Genomic DNA, 17,797 nt, shown 5'->3' with positions numbered 1-17,797 from the left:
GGGAGTCAGGCGTCACAGTTCGTTGTCGATGAGGGCGAAGATCTCCTCGTCGGAAGCCGAGTCGATCTTGTCCACCACCGTTTCGGCGGGCCCGGAGCCGTCCGGCTCCGCACCGAACCGGGCCAGGCTGCTCTGCAGCACGGCGACGAGCTTGCTGCGGACGGTGTCCGCGTCTTCCCTGGCGCCGGCCAGCATGGAGCCGACGTGCTCCAGGGCGGTGCGCAGCGTGTCCTCGGGGGACGGCGCCTGGGGCGCGAGCGTGCGGAAGAGGTACTCGGCCAGGGAGTTGACCGTCGGGTGGTCGAAGACCAGGGTCGCCGGCAGGCGCAGGCCGGTGTCGGCGTTGAGCCGGTTGCGCAGCTCGACGGCGGTCAGGGAGTCGAAGCCGAGGCGGTTGAAGGCCCGGTCGGCCTCGATGTGGTCGGCGCTGCCGTGGGCGAGGACCGCGGCGACGTGCGTCCGGACGCGGTCCGTGAGCAGCCGCAGGGCCTCGTCCCTGGTCATCACGGCGAGCTTGGACACCAGCCCGGCCACGCCGCCGCCCTGCTCTCCGGCGCTCCGTCGCGGCGTCCGTACGAGGCCGCGCAGCAGGGCCGGCAGGTCTCCGGCCTCGGCGCGGGCCCGCAGCTCGGCGGTGTCCCAGCGGGCGGCCACGACCAGCGGCTCGGCGTCCCCGAGGGCGCGGTCGAACGCCTCCAGGCCCTCCTCCACGCTCAGCGGGGCGACGCCCGCCCGGGCGAGCCTGGCCACGTCGGCGGCGTCGAGGCCGCCGCCCATGCCGGTCGCGCCGGTGTCCCACAGACCCCAGGCGACGGACACGGCCGGCAGGCCCAGCGCGTGCCGGTGCCCGGCCAGGGCGTCCAGGAAGGCGTTGGCGGCCGCGTAGTTGCCCTGGCCCGCGTTGCCGAGCACGCCGGCCAGCGACGAGAACAGCACGAACGATCCCACGGGCCGGTCGAGGGTCAGCTCGTGCAGGTGCCAGGCGGCGTCCGCCTTGGGCGCCAGCACCGTGGCCATGCGCTCCGGCGTCAGCCCCTCCACCACCGCGTCGTCCAGCACGCCCGCCGTGTGGACGACTCCGGCCAGCGACGGCACCTGGTCCAGCAGCGCGGCCAGCGCCGCCCGGTCGGCCACGTCACAGGCCGCCACCCTGACGCTCGCGCCCAGCGCGGAGAGCTCCTCGACGAGCGCGCCGGCCCCCGGGGCCTCGGGTCCGCGGCGCGAGACGAGCACCAGGTCCCGTACGCCGTGCCGCTCCACCAGCCGCCGCGCCACCAGCGCGCCCAGCCCGCCCGTGCCGCCGGTCACCAGCACCGCACCCGGCACCTCGCGGGGCGAGGCGGCCGGCGGTGTGCGGCGGGCCAGGCGCGGCACGAGGACCTCGCCCCCGGCCACCCGCACCTGCGGCTCCCTGAGGGCCACCAGCCGGGCCCAGTCCGAGAAGCCGTCCTCCACCTCCGCCAGCACGAACCGGCCCGGCTGCTCCGACTGGACGGTGCGCACCAGGCCCTGCACCGCGCCCGCCGCCACATCACCGGGCCGCGTCGCGAACACCACCACCCCGTCGGCCGGAGCCGAAGCCACCGCCTGCAGCACCCGCCCCGTCAGCGCCCGCACCGACGACGGCACGTCCGGCCCCTCCGGCACGCACCACACCACCGGCGGCACCCCGGCATCGGGAGCGGATGCGGCACCGGCCGCAGGGGCCGCCACCCACTCCACCCCGTACGACACCGGAGCGGACGGCCCGCCCAGCGCGCCCGGAGGCACCGGCCGCACCCGCAGGGAGCCCAGCGACAGCACGGGCCGCCCGGACGGGTCGGCGGCCTCGACGGCGCACCCGTCGGAGCCGATCTCCCTCAGCCGCACCCGCAGGTCCGTGGCCCCGGCCGCGTGCAGCCGCGCGCCCCGCAGCTCGAACGGCAGCCGCAACTCCCCGTCGGGCGCCGCCACCACCAGCGGGTGGAACACCGCGTCGAACAGCGCCGGATGGACGCCGTACCCGGCGACCTCGACCCCCTCCGGAGCCACGACCTCCGCGAACAGCTCGTCCCCGCGCCGCCACAACGCCCGCAACCCCTGGAACGCCGGACCGTACTCGTACCCCCGCTCCACCAACCGCTCATAACCACCCTCCACCTCCACCGCCACCGCGCCGGCGGGCGGCCACGCCACGGCCCAGGAGGCGGCGTCGTGGGCGGGGGACGCCGTGTCGGTGATCGTGCCGGACAGGTGCCGCGTCCACCCCGCCTCGGGGTCGCCGGCGGGCCGGGAGTGGAGCCGCACCGGCCGGGCGCCGGAGGCGTCGGGGCGCTCCACGACCACCTGGACGACGACGCCGCCCCGGGCGGGCAGCACCAGCGGCGCCTCGAACATCAGCTCCTCGACCAGCTCGCAGCCGGTCCGCGCGCCCGCCTCCAGGACCAGGTCGGCCATGGCCGCCCCGGGCAGGACGATCGTGCCGCCCACCCGGTGGTCGGCCAGCCACGGCGCGGCGTCCACCGACAGGCGGCCGGTCAGCACGGTCGGCCCGTCCTCCGCCAGGTCCACGACGGCGCCCAGCAGCGGGTGACCGGCCTCGGCCAGCCCGGCCGAGGGCAGCGCCTCGGACAGGGCCGCGGCGCGGGCGGGCGGGTCGAGCCAGTAGCGCCGCCTGTCGAAGGCGTACGTGGGCAGGTCCGTACGGGTGCCGCGGCGGAACAGCGCGGGCCAGTCGACCGGGAGCCCGGCGACCCAGGCGCGGGCCAGGCAGGCGGTCAGCGCGTCCGGCTCCGGGGTGTCACGCCGGTGCAGCGGGATGACGGCGGTGTCCTCGCGGGTGACGCAGTCGTGGGCCATGCCGGACAGCACGGCCTTCGGCCCGACCTCGACGAGGACGCCGATGCCCTCGCTCTCCAGCCGCTCCACCATGGCGTGGAACATGACCGGCAGCCGGATCTGCTCCAGCCAGTAGCCCGGCGAGGTCCAGCGGGTGCCGGCCAGGCCGGTCAGGCCGGTGACGTACGCGAGGCGGGGCTCGCCGAACCGGACGGCGGCCAGCTCGGCGGCGAACGCGTCCAGCATCGGCTCCATGAGCGGCGAGTGGAAGGCGTGGCTGACGGCCAGCCTGCGGGTGCGACGGCCCCGGTCCCGCCACTGGTCTGCCACGGCCAGGCAGGCGTCGGCGTCGCCGGACAGGACCACGCTCGCGGGCCCGTTGACGGCCGCGACGGAGACCAGGTGCTCCAGCCCGTCGAGCGTGGGCCGGACCTCGTCGGCGCTCGCCGCCACGGCGGCCATCGCGCCGGGCGCGGTCAGCCGCTGCATCAGCCGGCCACGGGCCGCGACGAGCCGGGCGGCGTCGGCCAGCGACCAGACGCCCGCCACGTGCGCGGCGGCGAACTCGCCGACCGAATGCCCGGCGACCGCCGCGGGCGCCGGGCCCAGCGACTCCAGCAGCCGGAACGCGGCCACCTCGAAGGCGAACAGCGCGGGCTGGGTGTAGGCGGTCTCGTCGAGCAGCGCCGCCTCGGGCGTGCCGGGCGCGGCCCACATCACCTCGCGCAGCGGCCGGTCGAGGTACGGGTCGAGCGCGGCGCACGCCTCGTCCAGGGCGGCGGCGAACACCGGCGAGAACCGGGCCAGCTCCCGCCCCATGCCGGGCCGCTGGCCGCCCTGGCCGGTGAACAGGAAGGCGGCACGCGGGTGCTCGGGGGCGACGCCCTCGATCACGGCGGGGGTGGGCTCCCGGCGGGCGTACGCGCCGAGGGCGGCGGCCAGCTCGTCGCCGTCGCGGCCCAGGACGACGGCGCGGTGCGGGAAGAGGGCACGGGTGGTGACGAGCGAGTGCGCCACGTCGGCGGCGTCCGGGCGCCGACCTGTCGTGACGTCGGCGGCCATGACGCGGGTGCTCAGGCGGGCGGCCTGGCCGCGCAGGGCGGCGGCGCCGTGCGCGCTGACCGGCCAGGCCAGCGGCCCACCGGCTTCCGGGACGCGGCCCGGCTCGGCCCCGGTCTCGGTCCCGGTCCCGGCCTCGGTCTCGGGGACGTACTCCTCGATGATGGCGTGCGCGTTCGTGCCGCTGATGCCGAAGCTGGAGACGGCCGCGCGGCGCGGGCGCTCGCCGCGCGGCCAGGCGCGGCCGGCGGTCAGCAGCCGGATGCCGCCGGAGTCCCAGTCGGCGTGCGGCGTGGGCTCCTGGACGTGCAGGGTGGGCGGCAGCGTCTCGTGCTCGAGAGCCTTGACCATCTTGATGACCCCGGCCACACCCGCGGCGGCCTGGGTGTGGCCGATGTTCGACTTGACCGATCCCAGCCAGAGCGGCCGGTCCGCGCCGTGCTCCCGGCCGTACGTGGCGAGCAGCGCCTGCGCCTCGATGGGGTCGCCCAGCGTCGTGCCGGTGCCGTGCGCCTCCACGACGTCCACCTCGTCGGCGCCGAGCCGCGCGTCCGCCAGCGCCTGCTCGATGACCCGCTCCTGGGCCGGTCCGCTGGGCGCCGTCATGCCGTTGCTGGCGCCGTCCTGGTTGACGGCCGAGCCGCGGATCACCGCGAGGACGCGGTGCCCGTTGCGGCGTGCGTCGGACAGCCGCTCCAGGACGAGGACGCCGGCGCCCTCCGACCAGGCGGCCCCGTCGGCGGTCGAGGAGAACGACTTGCAGCGCCCGTCCGGCGACAGCGCCCGCTGCCGGCAGAACTCCACGAACGCGTCCGGCGAGACCAGCAGCGTGACCCCGCCGGCCAGCGCCAGCGAGCACTCCTCCTGGCGCAGCGCCCGCACGGCCAGGTGCAGGGTGACCAGCGACGACGAGCAGGCCGTGTCGACGGTCAGCGACGGGCCCTCCAGGCCCAGCGTGTACGAGACGCGGCCCGACATGACGCTCGGCGTGCTGGAGGACAGCAGCGTGCCCTCGACCGAGGTGGGGATCGAGCCGTGCACGAAGCGCGAGGAGTAGTCGTTGTACATGTTGCCCGCGTACACGCCGGTGCGGCTGCCGCGCAGGGTCGAGGGGTCGATCCCGGCGTGCTCCAGCGCCTCCCAGCACGACTCCAGGAACAGCCGGTGCTGCGGGTCGGTGCCGAGCGCGCTGCGCGGGCTCATCCCGAAGAACGCGGCGTCGAAGTCGGCCGCCCCCTCCAGGAACCCCCCGTGCCGCGTGTACGACTTGCCGAGCGCCTCCGGGTCGGGGTCGAACAGGTCCGTGTCCCAGCCGCGGTCGGCGGGGAACTCGCTGATCGCGTCACGTCCGGAGGCCACCAGCTCCCACAGCTCGTCGGGGCCGGAGACGCCGCCGGGGTACCGGCACGCCATGCCCACGATCGCCACCGGCTCGTGCCGGCGGCCCGCGTCCTCGGCCAGGCGCCGCCGCGTCTCCGCCAGCTCGACGGTGACGCGCTTCAGGTACGCGCGGAGCTTGTCCTCACTCGCCATGGCCAGGCCTTTCCACCGCGGGCTTCAGGGGGGCCGTCATGGCCCGGTTGTCGATCAAGGCGAAGATCTCCTCGTCGGAGGCGGTGACGATCTCCTCGGCGGCCCCGCCGGGCCGGCTCGGCGTGGCGGCCGGCGCGGCGGCGGGGGCGGTCCCGATGCGGCCGAGCGCGCTCTGCAGGATGGCGACGAGCTGGCCGCGCAGCGCGTCCGCCCCGCCGTTGGCGGCCAGCAGCACCGACTCGGCCTGGTCCACCGCCGTTCGCAGGGCGTCCTCGGGGGACGGGGTGTCGGGCGCGAGGGTGCGGTAGAGGTAGCCGGCGAGCGCGGTGACGGTCGGGTGGTCGAAGACGAGGGTCGCCGGCAGCCGCAGGGCGGTCTCGGCGTTGAGCCGGTTGCGCAGCTCCACGGCGGTCAGCGAGTCGAACCCCAGCTCGTTGAACGCGCGGTCCACGTCCACCTGCTCGGGGCTGCTGTGCGCGAGGACGGTGGCGACGTGCGAGCGGACCAGTGCGGTCAGGTGGGCGTGGGCCTCCGGCTCGGTCAGCGTGGCCAGGCGCTCGCCGAGCCCCTGCCCGGCCGTGCCCGGCAGCGTGGCCGGCCGCGCGGACGCCGCGCTCGGGACGGCACGGCGGGACGCGCGGACCAGCCCGCGCAGCACGGGCGGCAGGTCGCCGGCCTCGGCCCGGTCGCGCAGCCCGGCCCGGTCCCACCGGGCCGCCACGAGCAGCGGATCGGACTGGCCCGGCAGCGCCAGGTCGAACAGGTCCAGGCCCTCCTCGACGGTCAGCGGCGCGATGCCGCCCCGCGCCAGGCGGGCCACGTCGGCGCCGCCGAGACCGCCCGCCATGCCGTCGGCGCCGGTGTCCCACAGCCCCCAGGCGATGGACACGGCGGGCAGGCCGAGGTCGCGCCGGTGCCGCGCGAGCGCGTCGAGGAAGGCGTTGGCGGCGGCGTAGTTGCCCTGCCCGGGGTTGCCGAGCAGGCCGGCCACGGACGAGAACAGCACGAACGACGTCAGCGGCAGGTCACGGGTCAGCTCGTGCAGGTGCCAGGCGGCGTCCGCCTTCGGGGCCAGGGCGGCGTCGAGCCGCTGCGCCGACAGGCCCTCGACGACCGCGTCATCCAGCACCCCGGCGGTGTGGACCACTCCCGTCAGGGACGGGAGCCGCTCCAGCAGGGCGGCCAGCGCGCGCCGGTCGGACACGTCGCAGGCCACCACCTCGGCGCTCGCGCCCAGCCCGGCCAGCTCGGCCGCCAGAGCTCCGGCTCCCGGGGCGTCCGGGCCGCGGCGCGAGACGAGCACCAGGTCCCGTACTCCGTGCCGCTCCACCAGCCGCCGCGCCACCAGCGCGCCCAGCCCTCCGGTGCCCCCGGTCACGAGCACACAGCCGTCCCGCTCCTCCGGAGAGGCGGGGGCCGGGACGCGGCGGACCAGGCGGGGCGCCAGCAGGCCGTCCTCGCCCGCGGCGAGCTGCGTCCCGCCCGCCGCGACCCCGCCCGCCAGCGCGTCCCACGCGGAGAAGCCCTCCGGCAGCTCCGCCAGCGCGAACCGTCCCGGTTGCTCCGACTGCGCCGACCGCACCAGCCCCCACACCGCGGCCCCCGCCGCGTCGCCGGGCCGGGTGACGAACACCAGCCGCGACCCGGCGAACCGCTCGTCGCCGAGCCAGCTCTGCACCAGGTCCAACGCCTGGTGCAGGGTGTCGTGCGCGGAGTACGGCAGATCGGCGGCGTCGCCCCGGCAGGGGGCGAGCACCAGGCCGGGGATCTCCCCCGTGCTCATGTCGGCCACGGAGGCCAGGTCGTAGTAGCGGGGGGCGCCGATCCCGGCCGCCGCCAGCTCGGCGTCGATCTCGTCGGCCAGGTCGTCGAAGCCGACGACGGCCCACCGCTGCCCGGCCGGGTCCGCCGGGGTGACCGGCACGGGCGTCCAGTCGAGGGCGTAGGAGGCGGCGCCGTTCCCCGTGCGGGCGGCGTCGCCGGTGCGGGGCGCCCGGCGCAGCGCCAGGCCGGCGGCCTCGCCGACCGGTCGCCCGGCCGCGTCGTGGGCGGCCAGGGAGATCGTGTCGCCGTCGCCGTCGGTGATGCGGACGCGCAGCGTGCTCGCGCCCCCGGCGCTCACCCGCACCTCGCTCCAGGAGAACGGCAGCAGCACCGTCGCCGGGTCCCCGGCCCGCTCCAGCACCACCAGGTGCAGGGCGGCGTCCAGGAGGGCGGGGTGCAGGGTGTAGCGCTCCGCGTCGTCGCGCACCGCCTCGGGCAGCTCCACCTCGACGTACGCGACGCCGTCCCCGCGCCAGGCGGCGCGCAGCCCCTGGAACGCGGGCCCGTAGTCGTAGCCGCGCCCGGCGAGCCGGCCGTACAGGTCGTCCAGGTCCACCGGCTCGGCGCCGGGCGGCGGCCAGGCCGCCGCCGAGCCCGGCAGGCTCGGGGTGGCCGTGGTGAGGAGGCCGGTGGCGTGGCGCGTCCAGGGCGCGTCCGGGTCGTCCGCCGGGCGGGCGTGGACGGCGAGCGTGCGCCGCCCCTCCGCGTCGGGCCCGCCCACGGCGACCTGCGCGTGAACGGTGCCCGTCTCCGGCAGGTACAGCGGCGCCTCCAGCGTCAGGTCCTCGACCGTGTCGCACCCGGCCGTGGCGGCGGCCTCCAGCGCCAGCTCGACGAACGCGGTGCCCGGAAGCAGCACCGCCCCGTCCACGGCGTGGTCGGACAGCCACGGGACGCCGGCCCGCGACAGCCGGCCCGCCAGCAGGAAGCCGTCGTCGGCCGCCAGCGGCACGGCCGTGCCCAGCAACGGGTGGCGGGAGGCCGGGGAGTCGCCGGCGGGGCCGGGGTCGAGCCAGAACCTCTGGCGCTCGAACGGGTAGGTCGGCAGTCCCGCGTCGTGGCGGGACGCCGGCCCGAGGGCGGCCGTCCAGTCGAGGCTCGCGCCGAGCACCCACGCCTGGCCGAGCGCCCGCAGCAGCCGCTGCCTGCCGCCGTCGCCGCGCCGCAGCGTGCCGGTGGCGCCGCCGGGCAGCCCGGCCGCCGCCAGGGTGTCCTCGATGTGGCCGATCAGCGTCGGATGCGGGCTGGCCTCGACGAACAGGGTCGTGCCCGACCCGGCGACCGTCTCGACGGCCTGCCGGAACAGCACGGGGTTGCGCAGGCTGGTGAACCAGTACTCGGCGGTCAGGGTCTCCGTGTCGAGGAAGTCACCGGCGTACGAGGAGCAGAAGGCCGTGTCGGCCGGGCCGGGACGCACGTCCGCGAGCGTGGTCAGCAGCTCCTCGCGCAGCTCCTCGATGTGCGGGGTGTGGGCGGCGTACCCGACCGCGACGCGGCGCATCCGCACGCCGTCGGGGCAGGCGGCGATGAGCTCCTCCACCGCGTCCGCGTCACCGGCGACCACCGAGCTGGCCGGACCGCTGTGGACGGCGGGCCACAGCCGGCCGCTCCACGGCTCCAGCAGCTCCGCGGCCCGCTCGGCCGGCAGCGAGACGGCCACCATGCCCCCGCGGTCGCCGAGCCGGACGAGCGCGCGGCTGCGCAGCACGACCACCCGGGCGGCCTCCTCCAGGGACAGCACGCCGGCGACGCACGCCGCGGTGATCTCGCCCTGGGAGTGGCCGAGCACGGCGGCGGGGTTAACGCCGAGCGAGCGCCACAGCCCGGCCAGCGACACCATGACGGCGAACAGCACGGGCTGGATGACGTCCGCCCCTTCCAGCGGGCGCGCGCCGTCCGCGCCGCGCAGCACGTCCACGACGGACCAGCCGCTGTACGCGGCCAGCGCCCGGTCGCAGCGCTCCAGCCGCTCGCGGAAGCGGGGGTCGGCGTCGAGCAGGTCCACGGCCATGCCGGCCCACTGGGAGCCCTGACCGGGGAAGACGAACACGGGGCGGGGGTCGTCGAGGGCCGTTCCGGTGGTGAGCGCGGCGTGCGGGGCGTCGGCGGCGAGGGCGTCCAGGGCGGCGAGCAGCTCGTCACGGTCCTGGGCGACGACCACGGCGCGGTGCGCGAACCCGGCCCTGCGCGCCAGCGCCCTTCCGGCCGCGCCCAGCTCCTCCTCGGCGAGGCTCGCCGCGTGGCCGCGCAGCCGTACGGCCTGCGCCCGCAGCGCGGCCGCGCTCTTCGCCGAGAACGCCCACACCAGCGGGTCGCCGCCGGCGGGGGCGCCGGAGTCCCCGGCGCCGGGGGCGCTCTCCAGGATGAGGTGCGCGTTCGTGCCGCTGATGCCGAAGCTGGACACGCCTGCGCGTACCGGTCGCGGCCCGTCCGGCAGCTCGACGGGCTCGGCCAGCAGCCGCACCCCGGAGGCGTCCCAGTCCACGTGCGGGGTCGGCTCGTCCACGTGCAGGGTGCGCGGCAGCGTCCGGTGCTCCAGCGCCTTGACCATCTTGATCACGCCGCCGACGCCGGCCGCGGCCTGGGTGTGCCCGATGTTCGACTTCAGCGACCCCAGCCAGACGGGACCGCTCGCCTGGTGTCCCTCGCGGGCGGAGCCGTACGCGGCGATCAGCGACTCGGCCTCGATGGAGTCGCCCAGCCTGGTGCCGGTGCCGTGCGCCTCGACCACGTCCACGTCGGCCGCGGACAGGCGGGCGTCGGCCAGCGCGAGGCGGATGACGTCCTGCTGCGCCTGGCCGTTCGGGGCGGTCAGGCCGTTGCTGGCGCCGTCCTGGTTGACCGCGCCGCCCCTGATCACGGCCAGGACCGGGTGCCCGAGGCGGCGGGCGTCGGACAGCCGTTCCAGCAGCAGCATCCCCGCGCCCTCGGCCCAGCCGGTGCCGTCGGCCGCGGCCGAGAACGCCTTGCACCGGCCGTCGGGCGAGAGCCCGCCCTGTCTGCTGAACTCCACGAACATCCCCGGCCGCGACATCACCGTCGCCCCGCCGGCCAGCGCCAGCGCGCAGTCGCCGCGCCGCAGCGCCTGCACCGCGAGGACGATCGAGACGAGGGAGGAGGAGCACGCGGTGTCGGTCGTCATGGCCGGGCCGCGCAGGCCCAGCAGGTACGAGATGCGGCCGGAGACCACGCTGAGCGCGGTGCCGGTCAGCAGGTGCCCCTCGGCGGCGCTGTCGGGCTGGTCCAGGCGAGGGCCGTAGTCGGGGGCCATCGCGCCGACGAACACGCCGGTCGCCGAGCCGCGCAGCGCGGCCGGGTCCAGGCCGGCGCGTTCGAGGGTCTCCCAGCAGACCTCCAGCAGCAGGCGCTGCTGCGGGTCCATGGCCAGCGCCTCGCGGGGGCTGATGCCGAAGAACGCGGCGTCGAACCGGTCGGCGTCGTGCAGGAAGCCGCCCTGCCGGGTGTCGCTGGTGCCGGACCGGTCGGAGCCGGTGGCGAACAGGGTGCCCAGGTCCCATCCGCGGTTGGCGGGGAAGTCACCGATGGCGTCGGTCCCGCTGCTGACCAGCCGCCAGAGGTCGTCGGGCGACGCCACGCCGCCGGGATAGCGGCACCCCATCCCGACCACGGCGACCAGCTCGTCATCGGCCGGCCCGTCATCGGCCGGGTCGTCATCGGCCGGGTCGTCCGCGGTCAGGACGTCCGCGGTCAGGGCGTCGGGGGCCGGACCGGTCTCGGCGGACTGGTCCGGCCCGTCCGTTCCGCGCGTTCCGGTGGGGGCGAGGAGGCCGTGCAGGTGGTCGGTGAGGCGTTCCGGGGTGGGGTGGTCGAACAGGACACCGGCCGGCAGCCGCAGGCCGGTCGCGGCGCGCAGCCGGTCGCGCAGCTCCACCGCCGCCACCGAGTCGAACCCGAGGTCCTTGAACGTCCTGCCCGCCTCGATCCCACCCGGGTCGCGGTGTCCGAGCACGCGGGCGGCGGCACCCAGCACCAGCTCCCGCGCCTCGACCCGGGACACGCCCGCGCCGCCGCCGCCCGCGGCGGCTCCTCCCGCCTCACCCACGGGAACGGCGCGGCCGCTGGAGGAGGCGGTGCCGATGCGCGTGGCAGGGAGGAGGGGGGCGGTGGTGGGGCCGTAGGGCTCGCGCTGGAACGGGTACGTCGGCAGGTCCACCGGCCGCGCGCCCGGCGTGGCGCACGGGCCCGACCAGTCCACCGGCGCTCCCTGCGTGAACGCCTGCGCCAGCGACCGCAGCACCCGCTCCGGCCCGCCCTCGCCTCGCCGCAGGGTCCCGGTGACCGCCACGTCGCGCCCGGTGGCCTCGGCCGTCTCCTCGGCGCCGGTGACCAGGACGGGATGCGGGCTGCACTCCACGAACAGCGAGCAGCCGCCCTGCAGCGCCGCCTCCACCGCCTGGGCGAAGCGCACCTGGTGGCGCAGGCTGCGGTACCAGTAGCCGGCGTCGAGCCCGGCCGTGTCCATCGGCTCGCCCGTCAGCGTGGAGACGAAGGTCGTGGCGACGCTCACCGGCCGTACCGGGGCCAGGGCCGCGAGCACCTCGTCGCGCACCTCCTCGACCTCGGCGGAGTGGGAGGCGTAGTCGACGGGGACGAGCCTGGCCCGGTGCTCCGAGAGCCGGTCGGCGAGCACGGCGAGCGCGTCGCTCGGACCGGAGACCACCACGGAGCGGGGGCCGTTGACGGCGGCCACCGACACGGGGGCCTCGACCTCGGCGATCACCCGCCGCACGAGGTCGAGGGGGGCGGCCACCGACAGCATGCCGCCGCGGCCGGTGATGCCGGCGATGGCGCGGCTGCGCAGGGCGACGACGCGGGCGGCGTCGGCCAGGGTGAGGGCGCCGGCGACCGTGGCCGCCGCGATCTCGCCCTGGGAGTGGCCGATAACCGTGCCGGGCTCGACGCCGTGGGAGCGCCACACCTCGGCCAGCGACACCATGACGGCCCACAGTGCGGGCTGTACCACGTCCACCCGCTCCAGGCCCGGGGCGCCGGGAGTCTCCTGGAGGACGTCCATGAGGGAGAAGTCGGTGAAGGGAGCCAGGGCGGCGGCGCACGCGGCCAGGCGCGCGGCGAAGGCCGGCGAGGAGGCCAGGAGCTCGCGGGCCATGCCGGGCCACTGGGACCCCTGGCCGGGGAAGACGAAGGCGATCTCTCCGCTCGAACCGGTCCCGGCCACGTCTCCGCGCGCGGCGTTCCCGATCACGCCGTTCGCGGCGGTTCCCACCACGACGTCGTCGTGCGGCTGCCCGGCGGCCAGGGCGCGCAGCGCGGCCAGGCGGGTGGGCCGGTCGGGGGCCAGGACGACGGCGCGCCGCTCGAAGATCGCCCGGCTGCCCACCAGGCTCAGGGCGACGTCATCGGGGGCGACGGCCGCGTCCTCGGCGAGAGGCAGCAGCCGGCGCGCCTGCTCGCGAAGGGCCGCCCCGTCACGCGCCGACACGACCCATGGCGCCCCCTGGGTGGGCATGGGCGGGAGGGCGAAGGGGTCGGGGCCTGACGGGGCGGTGGGGGCGCACAGTTCGGCGATGGCCGGGCCCGAAGTCGAAGGCAGGAGTGAGGAGGGGGCCGGCGGTTCGGTCAGGAGGAGGTGGCAGTTCGTGCCGCCCATGCCGAACGAGCTGACCCCCGCCACCGCCGCCCGCCCGTCCCCCGGCCAGTCGCGGCGTGCCCGCGCCACCTCCAGCCGCAGCTCCCCCAGCGGGATCTCCGGCGGCGGCGCCTCGAAGTGCAGGCTGGCGGGCACCGTGCGGTGCTTCAGTGCCAGCACCACCTTGAGCAGCCCCGCGATCCCCGCCGCGCCCTCCAGGTGGCCGATGTTGGTCTTGGCCGACCCGACCAGCAGCGGGTCGTCCGCCGGGCGGGCGGCGCCGTAGGCGGCGCCGAGCGCCGCGGCCTCCACCGCGTCGCCGACCTTGGTGCCCGTGCCGTGCAGCTCGACGTACCGCACGTCGGCGGGGTCCACCCCGGCCCGCGCGCACGCCAGGCGGATGACCTCCGCCTGCGCGTCCCGGCTGGGCACGGTCAGGCCCTCGCCGCCGCCGTCGTTGTTGACCGCCCCGCCGAGGATCACGGCGTGCACGGCGTCGCCGGCGGTGAGCGCGTCGGACAGCCGCTTGAGGACGACCAGCCCGCCGCCCTCGCCCCGGACGTAGCCGTTGGCGCGGCCGTCGAAGACGTGGCACCGGCCGTCGGGCGACAGGGCGCCGAGCCCGGCGATGGCGTCGGTGGTCTCGGCGAGGAGGTTGAGGTTGACGCCGCCGGCCAGCGCGAGGGCGGTCTCGCCCCGGCGCAGGCTCTCGCAGGCCATCTCCACCGCGACGAGCGACGAGGACTGGCCGGTGTCGAGGGTGAGGCTGGGGCCGCGCAGTCCGAGGAAGTAGGACACCCGGTTGGCGATCATGGCGCGGTTGGCGCCGACGTACGCGTGCCGGCCGCGCTCCTCCGCGCCGAGCCTGGCCTGGAGCGCGGCGTGGTCGTTCGAGATGGCGCCCAGGAAGACGCCGGCGGCGCTGCCGCGCAGGCCCGTGGGGACGGCGCGGGCGTTCTCCAGCGCCTCCCAGGCCAGCTCCAGGACGAGGCGCTGGTGCGGGTCCATGGCCGCGGCCTCGTTCGGCGAGATGCCGAAGAACGCGGCGTCGAACCCGTCCACGGACTCCAGGAACCCGCCCCGCCGGTGACCGGCCCCCGGCCAGCGCTCCTCGGGGGCGGCGGTGACCGCGTCCACACCCTCGCTCAGGAGCCGCCAGAACTCCGCCGGTCCGGCGGCGCGCGGCAGCCGGCACGCCATGCCGACGACGGCGATCGCGTCCGGCCCGCCGGTCCCCGCCCGCTGTGTCGACTCACCAGCCATCAATGCGCCACCTCAAGCCTCGGGCGCCATTCGACACGGCGCCGCCGGTTTATTGGGACCGCGCGGATAATTACTCCGCGGCGTTCTGGTCTAGCGGCTTTCGCATAGTTGTGGATAAGACACTATGGGCGTGCACAATTCGGGGACACGGTCGCCGACTGGCACCTTGTGGCCGCCATTAGTGGCCAGCGCCGGCCACCCCCGCCGGCCTTGACCCCGGACGTTCGCCCGCGCAATGAATGACGGACGGAGAAAGCCGCCGGGAGGAGACCACATGTCCGTCGAGGCGCCTCTCAGCAACGGCCAGCTCTTCAGCTGGCGTGAGATCGAGCGGTATCCGGAGGACTGGCTGCACGAGGCGAACCTGGCGACGACATGGGACCTGCGCGGCCTGTCGAACGGGCAGGTCACGACCGCCCTGCGGCGGCTGGCCGACCGGCACGAGGCGCTGCGGACGACCTACCGTCCGGGCGGCGACCGGCCGGTCCAGGTGGTCCACGACGACGCGCCGCTGCCCGTCGAGACGGTGGACCGGGTCGTCACCGACCCCGCCGAGCACGAGCAGACGAAGGCGGAGCTGGTGGCGCGGCCGTTCGCCATGAGCGGCGACCTGAACTGGCGGGGCCGGCTGGTCCGCTCCCCCGACGGCGCGCCCCTCTACATCAGCCTGGCCTTCTCCCATCTCATCCTCGACCTGTGGTCGATCCACCACCTGCAGGACCAGTTCAAGGCGCTGGTGGCCGACCCGGACGCCACGGCCGCGAGGGGCCTCGCCCCGCGCGAGCTGGCGCGGCGGCAGCGGGAGGAGGCGTGGCGGCCCCGGCAGGAGAGCTCCGAGCGGTACTGGCAGGACGTGCTGGCCGAGGGGCTCATGGACCGGCTGCCCACGCTGCCGGCCCGCGTCAAGCGCAACCGGCTGGAGCTCACGCTGCACTCGCGGCGGCTCGGCGGGCTCGCGGCGGAGGCGGGTCGCCGGCACGGGGTCACCGCGCCGGCCGTGGTCATGGCGTTCATCGCCGCCGGGCTGGCCCGCCACCTGGGCACCGACCGGGTGACGATGAGCCTGATGTCCTCCAACCGGTTCGCCCAGGAGGACCAGCACAACGTGGGCACGATGAACCAGCTCATCCCCTTCGTCACCGGCGTGGACCCCGGCGCCACGCTCGCCGAGCACATCAGGCGGCTGCACTGGGCGGGCGCGAAGTCGTACCGGTACTCCTGCTACGACTTCGACCGCGTCGCCGAGCTGGCCGCGGGCGACGCGGCCAGGACCGGCCGGGACCCGGGGCACGACTGCTGGGTCAACCACCTGTTCCGGGCCTGGTTCAACTACATCCAGGTGGACCGCCGTCCCTCGGACCCGGCCGACCAGAGCCCGGCGGAGCTGGCCTGGACGCCGCTGGCGCAGCAGTACGGGCAGGCGTTCCGGGTGCGGGTGGCGGTGCAGGGGGGCCGTACCAGCGTGCTCATGCTGGCGGACCCGGACGTCCTGCCCGCGGAGGCGATGGTGGACATCATGCGGACGCTCGCGCTGGGCACCCAGCTCGCCGTCGCCGACCCTGACCGGCGGCTGGCCGACCTGTGGGAGGGCTCCGGCCGCTCCGGGCAGGACCTCCCGCCGTCGCTCTTCCCCCGCGACCTCCCCGACCCGCCGCGGCACCCCGGGTAGTCCCGGGGGCCCGGGACGACCATGGAGACGACTGTGGAACGCACCCTTGTGGAACGCACCCGCGTGGAACGCACCCTTCACCAGTGGTTCGCCGGCTCGGTGGCGCGCTTCGGCGACCGGGTGGCGCTGGAGGCGGGCGGCGCCCGCCACACCTACGCCGAGCTGGACGACCTGGCGGCGCGCCTGGCCGCGCGGATCCTGGCGTCCTGCCCCGGCGGGCGCCCGTCGCGGGTCGGCCTGTACGCGGCCCGCGACACCCTGGCCTACGCCGGGTACCTGGCCGTCCAGCGGATCGGCGCCACCGCGGTCCCCCTCAACCCCGCCATGCCCGCGGCGCGCAACCTCGCCGTCGCCCGGGCCGCCCGCCTGGACGTCGTCCTGGCCGACGCCGCCCGCGGCCCGCTGCCGCCGTTCCCCTCGCGAACGCTCGCCGTCACCCTGGACGACCCGGGCGGCGACCGGGCGGAGCCGCTGGCGCCGCCGGACGGGGTGGACGGGCTCGCCTATGTCCTGTTCACCTCGGGCTCGACCGGCGCGCCCAAGGGTGTGCCGCTGCGCCACCGCTCCGTCGGCGCGTACCTGTCGCACGTCGTCCCCCGCTACGGGCTGGGGCCGGGCGACCGGACGTCGCAGACGTTCGACCTGACCTTCGACCTGTCGGTCTTCGACATGTTCGCCACCTGGGGCGGCGGGGCGACGCTCGTCGTCCCGAGCCGGTACGACCTGCTCAAGCCGGTGGCGTTCGTGGCCAGGGAGCGGCTGACGCACTGGTTCTCGGTGCCGTCGGTGGTCTCGCTGGCGCTGCGCCTGCGCCGGCTGGCCCCGGGCTCGATGCCGTCGCTGCGCTGGAGCCTGTTCTGCGGCGAGCCGCTGACGCTGCGGCAGGCGGACGCGTGGCGGGAGGCGGCGCCGCACAGCGTGCTGGAGAACCTGTACGGCCCGACGGAGCTGACCATCTCCTGCGCCGAGTACCGCCTGCCCGCCGACCGGACCCGCTGGCCGGAGACGCCCAACGGCACCGTGCCGATCGGCCTGCCGTACCGGGGGGTGGAGCACGTGGTGCTGGACGCGGACGGCCGGCCGGCGGCGGAGGGCGAGCTGTGCCTGCGCGGCCCGCAGCGCTTCCCGGGGTACACGGACCCGGAGGTCAACGAGGGCCGCTTCGTCGCCTTCGACGGCGTCCGTGCGGTGCCCGCCCCGGCCGCCGCCACCATGGCCGGCGAGCTCTGGTACCGCACCGGCGACCGGGTCGCCTGGCGCGACGGGCTGCTCGTCCACCTCGGGCGGCTGGACCAGCAGGTGAAGATCTCAGGGCACCGGGTCGAGCTGGGCGAGGTGGAGGCCGCCCTGCGGGCCAGGCCCGGAGTGGACGAGGCAGTGGTCCTGGCGCTGCCCGGGGCGGACGGCGAGCTGGAGCTGGAGGCCGCCTGCACCGGGACGGCGCTCGACCCGGTGGCGCTGGTCAAGGGCGTCGCCGAGGTGCTGCCGGGCTACATGGTGCCGCGCGCGGTGACCGTGCTGGGCGAGCTGCCGCTCAACGCCAACGGGAAGGTGGACCGCCGCGCGCTGGCCACAACCCTGAAGGCCTGAAAAGGAGCCTGGAACGGGAGAGGGCGGGGGCCGGCGAAACCGGCCCCCGCCCTTCTGACATCCGTGCGTCAGTGGACCGGCGGGAACGCCGGGAGCGTGGTCAGCGCCTGCCAGAGCGAGCCGACCGTGGCGAACGTCGTCTCGTCCAGGATCTCGTCGGGCAGCTCGACCGCGTAGCCGTTCTCGATGTCGACCAGCAGCCGCACGACGCCCATCGAGTCGAGGCCGAGACCGGCGAGCTCGTCCCGGGCGGAGAGCTCCGCCGCGTCCGCGTACGGCAGGTGCGCGCGCAGAAGGCTCTGGAACTGGTTCGGAATTTCAGACATCGTCATCCGCCGATCTGCCAGAAAAATCCATTCATACAAAGCTTCGGGGAATGGCGGAGCAGCGGTCAAGAAGGCCGGGAAAGAGCACGCTGGCAGCTTGTGGCGCGC

5 protein-coding genes are annotated in these 17,797 nt (G+C 76.3%); 2 read left to right on the top strand and 3 right to left on the bottom strand.

All coding sequences use genetic code 11. The features are described 5' to 3' along the window. Positions 1-12 precede the first annotated feature (12 nt). Together MTP10_RS29870 and MTP10_RS29865 are read right to left on the bottom strand one after the other, a co-directional pair. Positions 13-5,409, bottom strand: a complete 5,397-nt coding sequence (locus MTP10_RS29870; RefSeq protein WP_310713266.1) for a type I polyketide synthase — start codon at positions 5,407-5,409, stop codon at positions 13-15. Next, positions 5,399-14,104, bottom strand: coding sequence for a type I polyketide synthase (locus tag MTP10_RS29865; protein ID WP_310713264.1), 8,706 nt, complete (start codon positions 14,102-14,104; stop codon positions 5,399-5,401). Before MTP10_RS29865 ends, MTP10_RS29870 begins: the two co-directional genes overlap by 11 nt. A 274-nt stretch (positions 14,105-14,378) precedes the next feature. Here MTP10_RS29865 and MTP10_RS29860 point away from each other — a divergent pair, with 274 nt between their 5' ends. Both MTP10_RS29860 and MTP10_RS29855 read left to right on the top strand, forming a co-directional pair. After that, the gene (locus tag MTP10_RS29860) at positions 14,379-15,773 is read left to right on the top strand and encodes a condensation domain-containing protein (protein WP_310713262.1); all 1,395 of its coding nucleotides are present in this window, start codon (positions 14,379-14,381) and stop codon (positions 15,771-15,773) included. Between the two features lie 33 nt (positions 15,774-15,806). After that, on the top strand, positions 15,807-17,363 hold the full coding sequence (locus MTP10_RS29855) for an amino acid adenylation domain-containing protein (RefSeq protein WP_310713261.1): 1,557 nt from the start codon (positions 15,807-15,809) through the stop codon (positions 17,361-17,363). A 68-nt stretch (positions 17,364-17,431) separates the two neighbouring features. On the opposite strand, the gene MTP10_RS29850 is transcribed toward MTP10_RS29855, so the two are convergent. Next, on the bottom strand, positions 17,432-17,689 hold the full coding sequence (locus MTP10_RS29850; RefSeq protein ID WP_310713259.1) for a phosphopantetheine-binding protein: 258 nt from the start codon (positions 17,687-17,689) through the stop codon (positions 17,432-17,434). Positions 17,690-17,797: the final 108 nt, after the last annotated feature.

Source organism: Nonomuraea sp. 3-1Str, from assembly GCF_031570565.1.
Classification (GTDB): domain Bacteria; phylum Actinomycetota; class Actinomycetes; order Streptosporangiales; family Streptosporangiaceae; genus Nonomuraea.
This window is presented reverse-complemented; position numbering and strand designations above follow the sequence as displayed.